Below are 19058 nucleotides of genomic sequence, written 5' to 3' on the forward strand. Positions count from 1 at the left end.
CTACCATGAAAATAGCTTAGCTTAGTTGAGTGACTAGCTTGTCCTTGCCACGGGTTGTTATGTTCTTAACATCTTCAACTAATAAGTAGTTTACTGGCACTAATATCAAGGTGATAAAAGTCGCGAAGATAATGCCAAAGCCAAGCGATACCGCCATTGGTATCAAGAACTGTGCTTGTGTCGCTTTTTCAAACAATAGTGGCATTAAACCAATAAAGGTGGTTAATGAAGTTAGCATTACCGGACGAAAACGCGATTGTGCCGCAATTAATACCGCATCAAATACCTTCTCTCCCGCGCGAACTTTGCCATTGATAAAGTCCACCAATACTAAGCTGTCATTTACCACTACACCAATAAGTGCCATCAAACCAAGTAAACTCATGATAGTTAAGTCCATACCCATGATCCAATGACCAATAATGGCTCCTATCGCGCCAAACGGAATAACTGACATAACAATTATCGGTTGTAAGTAAGATTTAAATGGTATTGCTAATAAACAGTAAATAATAAAGAAAACAAATACTAAGCCCCAAGCAAGGCTATTAAAAGAGTCAGCTTGCTCACGCGCTTCCCCTTCTAAGGTATAAGACACCCCCGGATACTTACTCATTAACTCGGTCAAAAACTGATTTAAATCGGCATTGAGCGTAGTCATATTAGTCGCGTTCTTATCAACATCAGCTGTGACATTAACCGTCCTGTACCTATCTATCCGTTTGATCGCTGACGGACTTTTACCCGGTTTTAATGTCGCGACATGTGATAACGGTACTTTTCCACCTGTTGGCGTATTAATTAGCATGTCATTAAGCTTGGCAATCGATTGTCGTTCAGACAAAGGAAAGCGCAGCATAACACGCACGTCATCTCGCCCACGTTGAATACGCTGAATTTGTGAGCCAAAATAGGCATCTCGTACCTGCCGCGTTATCCATGAATTACTCATTCCCATGGCATAACCTTGCTCGGTCAGTTCTATTTGTAGTTCTTCTTTACCATCAGACAAACTATCAGCAATTTCAAAGGCCGTTGGATAAGTTCTTATGCGTTCTTTTACTTCGCTAGCCACTTGCTCTAAGGTTTGTAAATCAGTTGCGGATAACTGAATATCAATAGGATCACCACCACGACCAAATTCAGCCCTAAAAGTTAAATTCTCAGCGCCAGGTAATGGTCCTATCAATTCTCGCCATTCTTTAACAAGTTGTGCGGTACCTATACCAGATTCATTTTGATCAGCAGGTAGTATTTCAAAGCGTACTCGGCCTTTTTCTTGGCTGGTAATCGCTAAGGTATTCAAAATAATACTGTCGCCCTTATCGTCACGATACTTATCTTGCAAGGTTTTCGCCGCATTAGACATTTTTTCAACATAAGCATCAACGACATCAAAACTAGTTCCAACCGGCATAGTGACGTTGCCACGAGCAGTTTCACTGGCAATACGAGGGAAGAAAACAAAGCGTGTCCAACCACTGGTAATGAAAGCTAAAATTAAAATGAACACGCCAACAAATAAGGCAATAGTGGTTAAACGGTTACGAATAGCTAATGATAATAACGGCTTGTAATAACGTAAAATTGAAGCTTCGAAGCCATCAGCAAAACGTTGTTGCCAAGCGCTAAACTTAGATTGTTTAGTGCTTTCACTACGTAAACGTAATGATTTTAAATGCGACGGCAAAACAAACTTTGATTCAATTAAACTAAATAAAAGCACCGGAATAACGATGACTGGAATTTGCGCAAATAATGCCCCTCGCTGACCTTCAATAAAAGCTAACGGCATAAACGCCGCCACAGTTGTTAAAATACCAAAGGTAACGGGTGTTGCGACTTCTTCTGTACCTTTAATTGCTGCTTCTATGCCGCTTGATGCGGTTTGGGTATGACGATAGATGTTTTCTCCGGTGACAATGGCATCATCAACCACTATCCCCAGTACTAATATAAAACCAAATAAGCTCATGATATTAATTGAAATATCAAAAAACGGCATAACAATAAATGCCCCCATGAAACTGACAGGAATACCGATAGAAACCCAAAAGGCAATGGAAGGACGTAAAAACAAAGTCAGCAATATCAATACTAAGAAACCACCTTGTAAGGCATTGGTTATCAATGTATTTAAACGACTTTTTACGATTTCAGAGTCATCATCCCAATAACTTAAAACAAAACCTTCAGGTAAGGTTTCTTGGCGATTATCAATATAATTCTTTACTGCGTCAGCAACATCTATTGCACTTTGGCTACCAATACGAAAAACATCAATTAAAGCACCTTGTTGACCATTAAAACGGGCTCTTAATGGTGTTTCTTCAAAGCCATCATTTACCTGAGCAATATCTTCAAGATATAAAAAAGTGCCATCGGTATTGGTTTTTATTACCACTTTCTCAAATTCATCTTTGCGGTAAGCTTGGCCAATATTACGTACTAAAACATCACCACCATCGGTGCGAACATTACCGGCAGAAATATCAATTGAGCTATTGCTAATTGCTGTTGATATTTCAGAAAGCGTTAATTGGTATTGTTCAAGCTTACTTTGGTTAACATCAATACTGATTTCATAATCACGCACCGCGTCAAGTGCCACTTGGGTAACTTGTGGTAAGCGTAATAAGTCGTCACGTACTTGTTCAGCAAATTCGCGAATTTCTTTTTCGCCATAGTCAGAGGCGATAGTGACTGAAATAACATCACGAATACGCTGAGCAATGGCAATTACTGGTTTCTCAGCATCGACTGGAAAGGTGTTTATCGCATCAACTCTACTTTTGATATCAGCCAATAAGTCACGCACATCAGTAGCAGCATCAGCCTCAATACGAACGGTTGCAGCCCCTTCCACTGAGGTACTGGTGATTTTTTCAATACCCTGTAAGTCTTGTACTGCCTCTTCAATACGAATAGCGACACCTTGCTCAGCGTCTTCAGGCGTAGAGCCTCGTAATGCTACGGTAACATTAACAATTTCAGACTCAAATGATGGAAATACCTCTAACGGAATACTGCTTTTAATGGAAAATACGCCAGCCAATAAAATGGTGATCATTAATAAATTAGCGGCGACATGATTTTTAGCAAACCAGGCGATCATGACTCAACTCCATTATTGCTAGCCGTTTGCGATGATTTTTCTTGGTCCGCATTTAGTGGCTTACGTGATTCACCTTGCTTGCCATTTTTGCGGGCTTTATTTTCGCCTTTTTTTGTCCCCTTCTTAGAGCCCTTTTGACCCGAGGCTTGCATGTTTACCGATTTACCGTCCATGCTGCTAATACTAACAATGGTGCCTGATGTCACTTGCCCTAACGGTGTCAAAACTAATAACTGTTGTGCTTCTAAGCCATCTTGTATTACCGCTACATCATCATTTTGCCAAGCAATGGTAATATTTTTCCGCTTAAGTATATTGCCTTCTACAACATAGACATAACTGCCCTGATAAATGGCTTTATTAGGAATAGTTAATACTTTTTCAATGACTTTACCCTTGATTTCAGCGCTAACATATTGGCCAATTTTAAGTGGTAACCCACCATTTTCATTTTTGCCGTAGGGATCATCAATTTGTGCGACAACAAATAACTGTTGTGAGTCTTGATCAAATGCACCTTCAGTACGAACAACTTTGCCATACCAACTTTGACGTACCGATAAATCTGAGTGAATGGTAACCGCTGGTTGCTGATTAACACTTTCATCTTGAAAACGACTATTTTCAGGTAATACCATGTAAGGTAAATCTTTGTTTTTCAGCGGCAAACGAATTTCGACATAATCAACCGCATAAATTTCAGCCAGCTCGGTACCAACACTAACCACTTGACCAACATCAACTGATTTACTTAATATTCGCCCGGTATATGGCGCAACAATATTACTGCGCTCTAGTGCTAATTCAGCTTTTGCTAAACCCGCCTCAGCTGAATAAACTATTGCTTGTGCCGCTAAAAGCTGAGGTTTACGTAAAACTAGATCTGGTGCATCTTCACTGTTACCCAAGCGTTGCCAGTCTTGCTTTGCTTGTTCTACGCGCGCTTGCTCTTCACTTAAGCTTTGCTTGGCACTAAATAAACTTGCTTGAGAAATTTTTACTTCTGCTAGCAAGTCACGTTGATCTAATTGTACTAGCACATCGCCCTGTTCAAAAAAGCCACCTTCACGAAACTTCGGACTAATTTTGATAATTTGCCCTGAAACCTGTGGCAACAATATACTTTGCGTGCGAGGTTTAATCGTACCGTAGCTACTAATGGTGACAGCAAGATCCGCACGAGTAAGCTTTTGTACTTGCACATTCAATTGTGGTGCAGTGCTTGGACGCCCACGTTTTGTTGATGGCGGATTACTACTAACAATATAAGCCGCAAATACCAGTGAAGATAAAACAATAACAGGAAGAATTTTTTTTATTTTAGGTGACATTACTTTTCCAAACTTGTGCGGTTAGTTGACGATACAGACGCTATGCTTTCTGGTTGGCTTACGGGGCTAAGATAGTCACCACCTAAAGCGCTATAAATTTCAATACGATTTTGTAATAACTGATTAGTGAGTTGGATCACGGTAGTTTGCGCATCAAAAGAACGACGCTGTGATTCCAATACCGTGGTGTAGGTTACTAAGCCGCGTAAATACTGATCAAATGACAGTTTTTCTGCCGCCAATGCATTTTCTTGCGCTTTACCATAGTAAGCATAACGCTTGGTTAATGACTCTCGTGCACTAATACTATTTTCAACATCGGCAAAAGCTTGATAAACCTGTTGTAAGTATTGCTGCTCTTTTTGTTGAACAGTTAATTTGGCTTGCTGCTCTAATGATTCCAAGCGCCCCGCGTTAAACAATGGCGTAGTGATGTTGCCTATTAACGACCAAGCAAGTGAGCCACCGTCAAGTAAGTCACTTAGCTCTGTGCCATTGTCGCTAACACTTGCATTCAGGTTAAAACTTGGGAAACGTTGTTTATGTGCAACCGCCAAACCAGCATCTAATGCCATTAATTCAAACCAACTTGCTTGAATATCGCTACGGCGCGCTAGCAACTGAGCCGGTATACCTAATTCAATATCGCTATCAATAAAAGGTAGGTTTTGCTTTGCTGCTTTCTGCGCATAAGGGTAATCACCTAATAACAGTTCTAAAGCCCGGCTTTGCAGTTTTACCGTTTGCTCTTGCTGAGCAACTCTAGCAAGCTCCTGATTTACATTATTTTTAGTTAAATAAACATCTAGAGCATCGTTCAAACCTAATTGATAAGATGATTGGATCATTGCAAGGTTGCGCTGTAAGTTTTCGGCACGTTCTTGATACAGCATAAGCAGTTGTTGTGCTTGCGTTAAATCAAACCAAGCTTTGCTAATATTGGTAACTAGGGTCAAAGTGCTTTGTTGATAAGTAGCTTGTGCCGCAGCATAGTTTAAACGGCTTTGATTTTGCTCATCAGACAGTTTGCCCCACAAGTCAATTTCATAACGTAAATCGACGCTAATGTCGGCATCAGTTTGATAATTTACCGTACTAGCGGATACCTGCTTACGTCTTGAATTACCAATTGCCAGTGACAATTCAGGAAAGTCAGTTGCTTCACTAACTTGCAAACGCTCTTTAGCAATTTCAAGGTTGATACTGTCAGCACGTAATTGATAATTATGTGATAAAGCGTATGCAATCATTTGTTCGAGCGCGGGGTCATTAAAACTTTTTAACCAGCCATCTACCACAGTATTTTGCTGACTATTTTTTGTTTGCTCTGTTTGCCAAACATCTGGGCTATTCTGCGCTATGTTTACGCTAGGATTTTTTGACGACAAACCACTGGGCGCTCTACATGCACTGAGGACTGCGGTTAGTACAGCCATAGCAATAGCACTTCTATTTACTCTTAACATGCTGATTTTTCCTTGGCTAAGCGTTTTACCTTGCCCAATTGCTTTTTTCGTTTGTTATTATTACAACGAATGTTCAAATTTATACTCACTACACCACTACATCTCTGTTAACTATAATATTGTTCGCTATTAAGGCAAACAACGTTCTTTACACTGCTTTACATTGTTTTTGATTTACTGCGGTGAATGGTTATTTTTTTACGATTAATAACAATTTCATTAACAAGAACAGCGACTAATGAAAGTTTCTTGATTTACAGTCGAGTCCATTAATGCGATCAGTGAGATCGAGCAAACGACCAGCAATAATGTGAATAACATCACCTTCTCGCTCAAGAATACCCGTCACTTTTAATATTTTAGCGGTTAAAAAAGCAGTTTTTTGTGCATTCGCTGTCGCTTGCCATACCACGACATTACAATTCCCCGTATGATCTTCTAAAGTCACAAAGGTCACACCTGATGCTGTACCAGGACTTTGGCGGCCAGTAACTAAACCAATAACAGATACCACGGTTTGTCCGGCAATATTGACTAAGTCATGTGCTAAAGTATAACGGCCAATATAGGCTTGTTGCCCACTATCAGCTAATAGCAAAGCAATGGGGTGCTGGGTTACGCTCACGCCAGTACTAGCATAGTCTTCAATTAAGTTATCCATTGCGCTAGGTGTAAAGCTAAACTCACTTTGTGCTGGCTGCTGTATTACGTTCTCGTTGGCAGCTTGCCACAAAGGTAAACTGTGCTCTGAATCCATTAGTTGCCAACGCGCTTGATAACGATTATCGGCTAATGATTGTAAAGCATTCGCGCTAGCAAGTAGGTTGACATCATCACGCCTTAAGGCTTTTTTCATTAATGTAGCAAAGTCTTGGTAGCCCTGCTTCGGCCTTTGCGCAAGCAATTGCTGGGCACTTTTATCGGACAAACCTTTAACCATGTTCAAGCCTAACTGAATGGTGTAACTATTAGACTTTTTCTCGTAACGCATTTGATGCTCTAACGATGATTGATTAATGTCGATTTCATTAATGGTAATACCATGTCGTTGTGCGTCTTGTATTAATTGTGATCGGGAATAAAAACCCATCGGGTAGCTATTAAGCAACCCATTATAAAAAGCAGCAGGATAATAGTATTTTAGCCAAGCAGACACATAAGCTAGCACAGCAAAGCTAGCAGAATGAGATTCAGGAAAGCCATACTCACCAAAACCACAAATTTGCTGATAAATACGTTCTGCAAAACTCTCTTGGTAACCTCTGGCTTTCATTCCTGATATTAACTTGTTACGAAACTGGCTTAATTCGCCATTACGTTGCCATTTCGCCATTGCTCGGCGTAACTGATCTGCTTCACCACCGCTAAAACCTGCAGCAACCATGGCAATTTTGATCACTTGTTCTTGGAATATCGGCACACCAAGTGTTCGACTCAACACACTTTTAATCGCCTCAGATGGATATTCCACGGGCTCAAGCCCTGCTCGACGGCGTAAATACGGGTGTACCATATCACCTTGGATCGGCCCAGGTCTTACAATGGCAATTTGCACCACTAAGTCGTAGTAACATTCGGGTTTAAGCCGAGGCAACATACTCATTTGCGCGCGTGACTCTATTTGAAATACGCCGACGGTATCTGCTTGCTGTAACATTTTATAAACTTGTGGATCTTTAGGTAAACGGGTGATGTCAGCAATAGTTAGCTGTTGTTGATAATGTTGTTTAATATAGCTAAACGCACGACGAATTGCCGTTAACATGCCCAAAGCTAGCACATCAACCTTTAATAAACCTAAGGTTTCTAAGTCACTTTTATCCCATTGAATAACCGTACGTTCGGCCATGGCGGAATTTTCTACTGGTACAAGCTCATATAACGGACCTGATGAAATAATAAAACCACCAACATGTTGCGATAAGTGTCGTGGAAAACCAATGATTTCATCAACAAGTTGAATAAATAACTGTGCTTGATAACTACCTTTGTTTAAGCCCAATTCATACACTTGTTCTCGCCAGCTAACTTTACTTTGGCGACGATTAATATTTTTGATGAAAAAACTCAGTTGTGTCTCATTAAAACCGAAAGCTTTGCCAACCTCTCGAATGGCGCTTTTTAATCGATAAGTGATCACAGTTGCTGCTAACGCTGCATGCTCACGACCATATTTTTGATAAATATATTGAAAGATTTCTTCTCGGCGTTGGTGTTCAAAATCAACATCAATATCTGGTGGTTCGTTTCTTTCTTTTGAAATAAAACGCTCAAACAATACCGATATTTGCCTAGGGTCAACTGAGGTGATTTCTAAGCAATAACAGACAATAGAATTAGCAGCTGAGCCTCGCCCTTGATACAGTATTTTTTTCGATTTTGCGTACTGAACTATGTCGTAGATGGTGAGGAAAAAGTACTCGTAGCCTTGTTCTTCAATAAGCACTAGCTCTTTATCGATAATTGCTTGAATATTACTCGCTATTCCATCACGAAAACGTAACGCGATACCTTTTATTACTAGTTCTTTTAAATATTCAATGGCAGAAAAACCTTTAGCAACAAGCTCTTTAGGGTATTCATATCGTAAACTCGATAAACAGAACTGACATTGGTTCGCTAGTTCAATACTGGCAACAATATAATCATTCGGGTAAATTTTTAGTATTTTTTTTATCGGTCTGAGAGACTTTTCAGCGTTTCTCTCAAGTAAAACGCCCATGTCTTTGAGCATTTTCCCATGTCGTATTGTGGTTAATATATCTTGCAGTTTTTGCCGCTGAGCAACGTGCATTAACACCCCACCACAGGCAACTATATTCAGCTGAAATTGCTTGGCCAAACGTTGGCAGTGTTGTTTGAAAATAACTTCATTGCTATGTAGAAAACGTGTGTATGCTAATGACAATCGGGCTCGATGGTAGCGTAATAATATCGTAATATCTTGCTGATCTTTTTCCAATTCACCGCTAGGTAGCCAAAGTACAAAACAGTGTTTAATAGAGTGTAAATCCCAGTAAGTAAATTGATAATGACCTTTTTCACATCGCCTTCTTGCATTGGTGATAACACGGCATAACTCAGCATAACCCTGTCGGTTTGGTGCTAGTAATATCAGTTTTAGTCCATCTTCTAACTGAAAACTTGCACCAACAATCAGTTTAATGGCTAATTTTTTATCTTTTATTTCACGGTAGGCTCGCACTACCCCAGCTACTGAGCATTCATCGGTAATGGCAAGTGCACTATAACCAAGTTTATCGGCTTGCAGAATAAGCTCTTCTGGATGAGAAGCCCCTTGTAGAAAAGAGAAATTAGATTGGCAATAAAGCTCTGCGTAACTCATTAAAGGCGACGCACAACTAATATATGACGAACTGTTAGGGGGTTGCAGATTATTATTTTATGAAAAGTAGCCATGAATGTACCATTGATTGTTTAACTCTCTATATACCCAACAGCATTGTCCTTGGGTATTTTTCGCCACAAAGTAGTCACGTTGGTAACCATGTTCAGCAATCGGCTCATTGCCATCCGTCGCTTCGCCATTAAAACTTTGTATTGTTGCTTTATCTTTTGATTGCTCCCACCAAGCAGTAGATATACGTTCAGGACCATGTAAAACACGAATATTGGATAGTAATAGTTCAGGCTCAGCTAAAATAAAGCTCGGTCTTAGTAGTTGTTTATCAACAGAGTAAGTAGCACTGCTATCAGTATGACGCGCATCAATTTTCTTGCTGATAGTTTTCCCAGTGTTATTGTTATTTCTATCAACTTTGTTTGTCGAACAATTAATAAAAGGTCGATAACATGATGCTAACTCCGCTCTATGATCATTACCTTGCTGCAAACGCAACACTTTTTCATTGCCTAACTTATTGGCCAATAACGAGGCGAGTTGTGCAAATGATAACTGCCCTCTTTTACCTAAAAAAATATCATTGATCTCGCCAGTATTTGACTGAAAATGCTGAACAAGTAAGTTCACTTTAGTGATAGGGGCAAGTAATTTGATACTGCTGAGCTTTAAGCTTACTAACTTCAACCATTGAGCCGACAAATACTCTCCTGTAGCACTGTTAATCACTAATGACTGCTGTAAGACATGACTGATCCCGTCAATACGATGATATAAGTGGAATTCAAGTTGTAGGCAAACGTAATCGCGACGCAGTAAAAATACTTCTAATAATGCCAACAGTTGCTTAATAGGTTGGAGCAAAAGATCAAGGTTAATCATTTCGTATAGCAATTCAACACTATGCTCAAACAGATGTTTCGGCTGATAAAATTGTAATGATTTATCCGTTTGCCCTTTTAACTGAGCTAAATACTCCATAGTGGTACTGTCTAAGCGCTTAGTTAATTCTTTTACCGGTAATGCCTGCAACTGCGCTAATGTTTTAATCCCTAAACGCGCAAGGCTATTTTTCGCTTTATCGGTAATAAATAGCTGTTCAATGCTTAAACAAGCACTTTTCTTGCTCATAATATTTTGATCTGTGGTGATCAAATTAACACCTGCACAAGCAAGTAATTGCGCTGACATAACGCTATAGTCACAGGCAAGGTTCGTCTTAAGGTTAAAAGATGAAAGTACGGTATTTATTGTTTTAATATATGCAGTTAAGTGCTGATAAAGCTGCAACATATCGCCCACTTTAAGCGCTAAACCATGGGGTGGAAATAGCGCTATGCTAGCGGTAACGCTGTAAAGCTGCTCTGCCAGTGTCAGCAAATAAGCCTCTTCTTCTGCCATTTGATATGGCACAACACAAAGCTCATGAGTCAGAGATACCGCCATGCCTAGTCCCATGCCCTGTTGAATCCCTTTTGCCCTCGCGCTTTCATTCAACTGAACAATACAATTTTTTTTACTATCGACAATAACAATAGCTTGGTCATTGCTGTAATTTCTTTCTGTTACTGTCGATACAGGCGTATCACCCTGCAAGCAATCAAGCTGTAAAGACGGAAAATCAATATATAACCAAAGCATCAGTAAAACTTAATCATAAAACAAGATAAGCCAAGCAGTACTAGTTAGCGCTAATACGCTGAGTATTTGTCGTTTTAGCTACATGTTTAAACCGCTGTCGACTAGATAGTGGCACTACAACATTGCTTATAACCCCATCACTAGTACTATCGGTAGCGCTTGTTAAACTTGGCCATTGCTTGTGCATGTTGACAACAAAAGGCTTACAAGGCCAACCACCTAGCTGCTTTTTAACTTTTACTTTTATACCTGTTGGTCGTGCCTCTAGTGCTACAGATAATGAAACAGGTAAGGCTAAATCAACACTATGTGGAGAGCGGAAAATTATTTGTACTGCACTACCTGTTACTGCAGCCTGTTTTAAACGTTTAACCTGATGCACTGCTAATAGTTGTTGCCACAACAATACAGCGAAACAACAGCCACTTTTTAAGCATTGCTCTGCTGCCCATAATGACTCTTCAGGTTTTTGTGATGAAATAATCAACAAGTTATCAAGTGGAATAGATGCTTGTAATAACATTAAGGCATTTACTTGTGCTGGTGGCGCAATAAAAACAATTTGTCGGCTTTGCTGCTGTTGCGCTAAATCTGCATGTAGCAAGTTAAGTAAATAAGGCAGAAATAGCCTTAGCTCACCAATACCATTAATGGTTTGTACTTCTATAACACCCTGGCGAGGTAGGCCACCATTGAGGTGCTGGTTTAATTCTTGGTAACCACTATCAATTGTTTCAACAACATTTTTAACTTGGTCAGCTGACCAAATCTTGCCTTGGTGATGCAATTGTTTAAGCATTTTATTCATAATAGTCACACAACCTCACTATACTGTACTTTTATACAGTATAGTGAGGTTGTGAAAAATTAACAATGTAACAACACATAAAACTTAGTGATATAGGCATTATATTGATTAGAATTTAACTAGTTGATTGATAAAATTAATATTTTAGATAATAAAAAAGCAGGCTAACTGCCTGCTTTATCTTTTTATATTTCCACTTCAACGGTTATTTTTCTCGACGTTGAATAACCGCTTGTTCAAGTTCAGCCAATAACGTTTCAGTATCTTGCCAGCCAATACAAGCATCTGTAACGCTTTGTCCGTAGGTTGCAGCTTTACCATCAACTAAGTTTTGACGTCCTTCAACTAAGTGGCTTTCTACCATAACGCCAAAGATATTATGATTGCCATCACTCATTTGTTGGCAAACATCACGGCAAACTAGCATTTGATTTTCAAATTTCTTACTGCTATTGGCATGACTAAAGTCAATCATGATATTAGTGTTCAAACCTGACTTGTCTAATTGCTGGGTAACACTTTTAACGCTATCAGCATCAAAATTTGTTGTTTTACCACCACGTAAAATAATATGGCAATCTTCATTACCTGTCGTTTCAACAATAGCTGAATGACCATACTTTGTTACTGATAAGAAGTGATGTGAAGCGCTGGCAGCACCAATAGCGTCAATAGCTACTTTAATCGTACCGTCAGTACCATTTTTAAAGCCAACAGGGCAAGACAAACCTGAAGCCAGTTCGCGATGTACTTGGCTTTCTGTCGTGCGCGCACCAATAGCGCCCCAACACATAAAATCAGCCATGTACTGTGGTGTGATCATATCTAAAAACTCACCTGCAGTAGGCAAGCCAAGATTGTTCAAATCAAGCAACAATTTACGTCCAATACGTAAACCATCATTGAGCTTAAAGCTGTTATCCATATAAGGGTCATTGATAAGCCCTTTCCAACCAACCGTTGTTCTTGGTTTTTCAAAATAGACACGCATTACAATTTCTAGTGTGTCTTGATATTTAACGCGCATTTTAGCTAAGCGCTCGCCATACTCTAACGCCGCTTTAGGATCATGTATTGAACATGGGCCGATAACAACAAGTAGGCGGTCATCTTGATTATTAAAAATATTACTGATGGCTTGTCTACCAGCAAAAACCGACTTTGTAGCTTGTTCTGATGAAGGAAATCGCTCAAGTAGCGCGATAGGAGGTAAAAGCTCTTTGATTTTATTAATACGAACGTCGTCGGTTTGATCAACCATAATTTTTTCTCTTTATACTACGAATAGTTTTTATTTAATATTTACGTCTAGACACCTAGATGATTAGTCCCGCATTTAATTTATCAGTGTTCTGACGCTAATAGCAACATATAATACGAAAAAAGCGGTATAATAAAATTATTCGACATCAAAGAAACATAAGTAGGTATATTCTATAGTGCTTTGGTCGTATTTTTTATTAGACATATTCATATAGGTTGCCATTCTCATGACTCATCCCTCTTTACCCTTAATTGATTTACACCGTCATTTAGATGGTAATATCCGCCCTAAAACTATCTGGTCGTTAGCACAAGAGCATAATATTGCTTTACCTGAGACTAACTTCGAAGCCTTTATTCCTCATGTACAAATTCAAGGAAGTGAAAGTGACTTACTCGCATTTCTCAGTAAGCTTGATTGGGGTGTTGCAGTACTTAAAACATTAGACGATTGTAAGCGCATTGCCTTTGAAAATGTTGAAGATGCTTTCAATGCCGGCATTCACTATGCTGAATTGCGCTTTTCACCTTATTACATGGCGATGAAGAATAATTTGGTGGTTGCTGATGTTGTTGCCGCGGTAATTGACGGCGTAAATGCAGCTTGTAAAGTTTACGATGTGAAAATTAATCTTATCGGTATTTTAAGTCGTACTTTTGGTATTGAGAAATGCCAAGCGGAGCTAAATGCCCTATTAACGCATAAGCAACATCTTATTGGTGTTGATTTAGCTGGTGACGAGTATAACTACCCTGGCGAACTTTTTATCGAACACTTTAAACAAGTACGACAAGCTGATCTCAATATTACCGTTCATGCTGGTGAAGCAGCAGGCCCTGAAAGTATATGGCAAGCAATAAACCAATTGCACGCACAACGTATTGGCCATGGCGTAGCTTGTCATAAAGATGAAAAGCTAATGGATTATATGCGTGAGCATAATATTGCCATTGAGTCTTGTCTAACCTCAAACTTTCAAACAGGCACGATAAAAGATTTATCACAACACCCAATTAAACACTTCCTCAAGCAAGGTTTATTAGTTTGTTTAAATACAGATGATCCTGGTGTGCAAGGGATAGAATTAAAAAATGAATTCCTTGTTGCCCGTAAGACACTCGGCTTTTCTGATAAAGATATTCAGCAATTACAAGAGAACTCGCTCAAGGCTAGCTTCTTATCTGATAGTGAAAAATCAGCATTAAAACAAAAAGTATTAAATAACAGCTAGAGCTATTGATATACCCAAACCACCTTAAAATACAGGGTTCAGCAAGTCGAGAAAGGGGCAGCATCAAGGCATTGATTGAAGAGAATGGTTGTTCCATTGTCAAAATCAATAACGCCGGAGATGACCCTTTCTCGCCTTGCCCGACGGGAGCCAAGCTAGAAAAACAGTTCAGCGTTGCAGCACTTGATAAGGGAATAACCATTACCTTCGTACTGCGCCTTACCCTGATTTCCTAGCTTAGCTCTGAAACTGCATCTTCAAGTGGCTTGGGTATAGCTATTGGGTTAAAATAACAAATTAACTACAATTAGGAGAACATATGTTCGAAGTCATTATTGCGACAATAACAGGTATTATTGTTGGCTTGATATTTTCACTATTGAAACTACCAATACCTGCTCCACCAGTTTTATCTGGTATTGCGGGTATTTTCGGCATTTACTTAGGTGGCATCGGTTATCACTGGATTATCGAGCGCTTTTTCAGTTAGAATTATATTTTAAAAATTTAACATACATATCAGTAAAAAATCCTTGATAGCGTCTAAAGTAATTCCATTTGGAAACGGCTAGAAACTTACTGTGATTGAACACCACTAAAAAAGGTTAACACTCATGGCAACAGCACATATAGAAGCAAACACTGGTGATTTCGCAAAAACGGTTCTAATGCCCGGCGATCCACTACGTGCGAAATATATCGCAGAAACTTTTCTTGATGACGCAAAGTGCGTCACTCGCGTACGTAATATGTTCGGTTACACCGGAACGTATAAAGGCAAACCTGTTTCAGTAATGGGTTCAGGCATGGGCGTACCCTCAATTTCCATCTATGCTACAGAATTATACAAAGATTACGGCGTAGAAAGCATTATTCGTATTGGCTCTTGTGGCGCAGTACGCGACGATATCAACATTCGTGATATCGTTATTGGTATGTCAGCTAGTACTGACTCAAATGTTAACCGTTCACGCTTTAATGGTTATGACTTCGCAGCAACCGCTGATTTCGATTTACTACACAAAGTAGTAACAACGGCAGAAAAAACAGGTAAAGCTGTACGTGTGGGTAATATTTTCACTGCTGATTTATTCTATACACCACAACCTGAAATGTTTGCTTTAATGGAAAAGTACGGCATTTTAGCTGTGGAAATGGAAGCTGCTGGCTTATATGGCGTTGCCGCAGAATACGGTAAAAAAGCATTGACGGTATTAACGGTAAGTGACCATATTAAAACTGGTGAGCAAACAACTGCTGATGAACGAGAAACAACATTCAAAGATATGATGGAGCTAACATTAGATAGCTTGCTATAAGCATAAAAAAATAGCTTATAATATTTTCGTAATATTATAAGCTATTAATATTCATTGAAAAATAAAGTTTCAATGATGAACCTAAGATTATTTTATCGTGATGCTTTCAATTTTTTAATTTGTGATGGGCTTAAGCGAAGTGCGCTACCAGGATATGGCTTCCCCCCCTTATAATCCCAATCTTTAGGCTGAGATTTCATAACAAACTCGTTAAAAACTTTACATGCAGACTGACTTGGCGTAACCCCTAGCTTTTTAGCATATGCTTTTAATAGACCTGTTGATTCACCGGACTTCTTAATAAGACAATAGCCTTCTGTCGAATATGTCGTCATATCATCATTCGCGTTAACTGATAACGATAAAAAAGTTAACGTAAGTGATCCTATTAGTAATGCTTTAAGCTTCATAATTTGCCCCTTTTAATTATTATTTTAAAATGTGTTTTCGATTTGAAATTACTATAGTCTCAATATCGTAGCACTAACTATTTTTACCATAATCCTTCCTAGTAATGAAAGTAAATTTTCATTACTTTTTGCCCTGTAGTTTTTTAAGTAAAAAATATAGTGATACAGTTACATAAATACTTACTATGCTCTGTCCTAAAATACATTGGCAGTTTTTCATGAAAGATAGATGGCTTAAGCGCCTAACCTTTTATACAGTTAACTTAATACTTCCATTGTAAAGTATAAGTAGTAAGCATAGTCTCACTTACTCGCTAATTTCATAACCTATTACATTTCGATTATAAGTATCAATTACTATAAAGTCTCTAAAATATTATTGTTAATTCAAAGAGATAATGAACACTTTGATCTATTTCAAATAAACATTCAATATGCTTAATTTATTGAAAGTGAACTTCCCGGATTTCACTAGACAGTTTGTAATTCAGAAAAGTACGCTGCCTCAAATTTAGCAGGTGAAACACAGCCTGTATGTGAGTGACGCTTTTTAGGATTGTAAAACATCTCTACAAAATTCATTAATAAGGGATATTTGAATGACATTTGCGATACTGTAAAGAACATACTCAAGCAAAAGTTTCAAGGAGCAATAGATTAAGGCTATCTAAAGAAGGTCAATTGGCCGAAACAAAACCACAAATAAAAATATTATTTCTAATGCTAAGCACAGAAGAAACTGCAATTGACAAGGATTTGGAAGAACGAATAGAAGATTTAAAACGTAAACGGAAAACTTTAAAGAATGAGTTGAATAAAATATCTCAAAAATCTCAACTATCTATTTGAATAGTTTGGAGACAAAAACTAAATTTATTCATAGAGATTGTTAAAAGAGTTCTCTTTTCTGACGAGACGACGCTAACAAAGTCATTATTCAAAACAGTTGTAGAAAGGACAAATGTTTCATCTGAACAACTAACTATTGTTGGATCAAGCATGGGTATGATTCATGCTATTTCTAAAACAAAAATGGGCACCTCTAATGAAGCGCCCATTTTCATATCAATGTGGTGGTTAACTTCAAGGGTGGTGTTATGTGGTTTTCACAAGAGTGTAATAAAAACTTGGGCTAGAGATTTGAACTCTACAACAAGGTACTGCGCTGCGCTCCCTAATTTCTGAACATTTTCAATTCTTAGAAAGCAAAAAGCCCGTTAATTCTTTTGAATTAACGGGCTTTTCTTAATGTGGCGGTGAGATAGAGATTTGAACTCTAGAAGGGCTACAAACCCTTGCCGGTTTTCAAGACCGGTGCTTTCGACCACTCAGCCATCTCACCTGAAGTTAAAAAGCATTGCTGCTTCAGAACGAGGCGAATATTAAATACTGTGCGGCTGTTTGTAAAGTGCTAATTTGCAATAATTGCCATTTTATTTCATTTTTCTTACTGTTTGCTGATTAAAACAGCAAATAGGTGATATTATCCTCATTTCATCAACAGATACCACTGAACACGGCCCTTACATATTGAAACATTCGTATGTAATAACAATGCGCCGATCAACTGTTATACTTTCATGTCGTTAATTTTCGAGGAAATATTGTGCCTAAATCTAGTCAGTCAGTCGCTGATCGAAGTTTATTCAGTTTAACTTGGCCAATTTTTATTGATCTATTTTTTATTTTTATGATCAATGTGACTGATGCTTGGTTTTTAAGCCGCATATCAGACTCTGCCGCTGCATCTATCGGTGCCATTATGCCAATTTTAGGTATCGCCTTTGCGCTCTACTCTACTTTGCATCAAGGTGGTAGTAGTGTTGCAGCCCAACGTATAGGCGCAGGCGATCATAGCAAACTGGCAACAACCTATGGCGTGCTTTTTGTAATACTGTTGTTCGTCGGTATTTTGTTAACCATACTCATGACGCTATTTGCCACAGACTTTACCCAATGGATGGGGCTTAAAGATGACATGGCAGGTATGGCAAGTATCTATTTACACACCATTGGCATGGGTACTTGGGTGCTAGCCATTCGATTTGCTGCTGCAGCGGTTCTGACATCGCAAGGGAAAACCCACTGGAACATGTGGTCAACCGCCGTGATGACGGTAGTGAACATACTTTTTAACTACTTACTCATTGATGGCAAGTTTGGTTTCCCTGCTCTTGGCGTACAAGGTGTTGCCTACGCTTCGGTTACGGCTTGGGTCATTAGTCTATGCTTCACCTTAACGATTATTGCTAAGCATTTAAAAATTAAAATTTCGTTACCGAGTAGTTGGACGTTTTTCAAGAAAGACGCGGCTCCCATTCTCAAAATTGCCACGCCATCGGTTTTAGAGCCTATGTCTTGGCAGTTTACCCAAATCTTAATGACAGTAATGGTCGTAACCATGGGGGAATTAGCACTAGCAACACGCATTTATAGCTTTAACTTACTATTTACCGCTATTTTATACGGCTTTGCCATTAGCTCTGGCGTGCAAATAAAAGTGGCACATTATATTGGTGCCAAACGTTTTGAAGATGCCCATAACCAGTTGATGTCAGGCATAAAGCTCGGCATTGTTGGCGCTATGTTCTTTGTATTTGTGTTATTAATATTTTCTGATCATTGGTTTGCCATGTTTACTAGCAATACTGATATTTGGGCAATGGGTAAGCTTATACTATTAGTTGCTATTGTTGGAGAGTTTGGTCGTAGTTTTAATCTCATTGTTGGTGCGTCACTTCGAGCCTCTGGCGATGCCAAATATGTTTCAACTGCCGGCTTTATTATTATGTGGTTTATCGCCCTGCCTTTGGCTTGGCTTTTTGGGCTTCACTTTGCCTACGGTTTAGTCGGTATTTGGGTGGCAACCAGCATAGATGAATGTATGCGTGGTTTTATTGCCTTGAAACGTTGGCAAACTGGGAAATGGCGAACAAAAGGTGTGTATGCCGAAGAAGTTCCCATTCACGAGCCAAGTATTAATGAAAGCATTGATTGCCAAGAAGCAAATGACTGTCAGGAAGCGCTGTTAAACGATGCCACGTTTATAGAACCTAAAGAAAGCGAATAAGCACATAACAAAAAAAAGCCGCTAAACCATTCGAACAAGGTT

General features: G+C 38.9%; 13 protein-coding genes and 1 tRNA gene. 5 read left to right on the plus strand and 9 right to left on the minus strand.

What is annotated here, in order from left to right; all coding sequences use genetic code 11:
* Positions 1–16: 16 nt before the first annotated feature.
* From B7C41_RS03690 to aroG, 7 genes are all read right to left on the minus strand, one after another.
* Positions 17–3115, minus strand: a complete 3099-nt coding sequence (locus B7C41_RS03690; RefSeq protein WP_085297436.1) for an efflux RND transporter permease subunit — start codon at positions 3113–3115, stop codon at positions 17–19.
* Positions 3112–4446, minus strand: a complete 1335-nt coding sequence (locus tag B7C41_RS03695) for an efflux RND transporter periplasmic adaptor subunit (protein WP_085297437.1) — start codon at positions 4444–4446, stop codon at positions 3112–3114. The genes B7C41_RS03690 and B7C41_RS03695 overlap by 4 nt, the downstream gene beginning before the upstream one ends.
* Entirely contained in the window at positions 4446–5912 is a 1467-nt protein-coding gene (locus B7C41_RS03700; protein ID WP_085297438.1) for an efflux transporter outer membrane subunit, read from the minus strand. The genes B7C41_RS03695 and B7C41_RS03700 overlap by 1 nt, the downstream gene beginning before the upstream one ends.
* 235 nt (positions 5913–6147) lie before the next feature.
* Positions 6148–9258, minus strand: a complete 3111-nt coding sequence (locus tag B7C41_RS03705; protein ID WP_085297439.1) for an error-prone DNA polymerase — start codon at positions 9256–9258, stop codon at positions 6148–6150.
* A 57-nt stretch (positions 9259–9315) separates the two neighbouring features.
* Entirely contained in the window at positions 9316–10914 is a 1599-nt protein-coding gene (locus B7C41_RS03710) for a Y-family DNA polymerase (RefSeq protein WP_085297440.1), read from the minus strand.
* A gap of 40 nt (positions 10915–10954) precedes the next feature.
* Positions 10955–11722 (minus strand): translesion DNA synthesis-associated protein ImuA, encoded by a 768-nt coding sequence (imuA, locus tag B7C41_RS03715; protein WP_085297441.1) that lies wholly within the window; start codon positions 11720–11722, stop codon positions 10955–10957.
* A gap of 205 nt (positions 11723–11927) precedes the next feature.
* A complete protein-coding gene (gene aroG, locus B7C41_RS03720) occupies positions 11928–12983 on the minus strand; it encodes a 3-deoxy-7-phosphoheptulonate synthase AroG (protein ID WP_085297442.1) in 1056 nt (351 codons plus the stop codon).
* Between the two features lie 229 nt (positions 12984–13212).
* Between aroG and add the strand changes: the two genes are divergently transcribed.
* From add to deoD, 3 genes are all read left to right on the plus strand, one after another.
* Positions 13213–14217: an adenosine deaminase gene (gene add, locus B7C41_RS03725; protein WP_085297443.1), complete on the plus strand. Its 1005-nt coding sequence runs from the start codon at positions 13213–13215 to the stop codon at positions 14215–14217.
* A gap of 319 nt (positions 14218–14536) precedes the next feature.
* A complete protein-coding gene (locus B7C41_RS03730) occupies positions 14537–14707 on the plus strand; it encodes a XapX domain-containing protein (RefSeq protein ID WP_085297444.1) in 171 nt (56 codons plus the stop codon).
* Positions 14708–14831: 124 nt separating this feature from the next.
* Positions 14832–15536, plus strand: a complete 705-nt coding sequence (gene deoD, locus B7C41_RS03735) for a purine-nucleoside phosphorylase (protein WP_085297445.1) — start codon at positions 14832–14834, stop codon at positions 15534–15536.
* Positions 15537–15628: 92 nt separating this feature from the next.
* Here deoD and B7C41_RS03740 read toward each other — a convergent pair whose 3' ends face one another.
* Complete coding sequence (locus B7C41_RS03740; RefSeq protein ID WP_085297446.1) at positions 15629–15946, minus strand: hypothetical protein; 318 nt, start codon at positions 15944–15946, stop codon at positions 15629–15631.
* A gap of 681 nt (positions 15947–16627) precedes the next feature.
* On the opposite strand from B7C41_RS03740, the gene B7C41_RS20120 reads away from it, so the two are divergent.
* The gene (locus B7C41_RS20120; RefSeq protein WP_158089074.1) at positions 16628–16795 is read left to right on the plus strand and encodes a hypothetical protein; all 168 of its coding nucleotides are present in this window, start codon (positions 16628–16630) and stop codon (positions 16793–16795) included.
* A gap of 402 nt (positions 16796–17197) precedes the next feature.
* On the opposite strand, the gene B7C41_RS03750 is transcribed toward B7C41_RS20120, so the two are convergent.
* A tRNA-Ser gene (locus tag B7C41_RS03750) sits at positions 17198–17288 on the minus strand.
* A 264-nt stretch (positions 17289–17552) separates the two neighbouring features.
* Here B7C41_RS03750 and B7C41_RS03755 point away from each other — a divergent pair.
* Positions 17553–19016, plus strand: a complete 1464-nt coding sequence (locus B7C41_RS03755; RefSeq protein ID WP_085297448.1) for an MATE family efflux transporter — start codon at positions 17553–17555, stop codon at positions 19014–19016.
* The last annotated feature ends 42 nt before the right edge of the window (positions 19017–19058 follow it).

This window comes from Cognaticolwellia mytili (assembly GCF_002104475.1).
GTDB lineage: Bacteria > Pseudomonadota > Gammaproteobacteria > Enterobacterales > Alteromonadaceae > Cognaticolwellia > Cognaticolwellia mytili.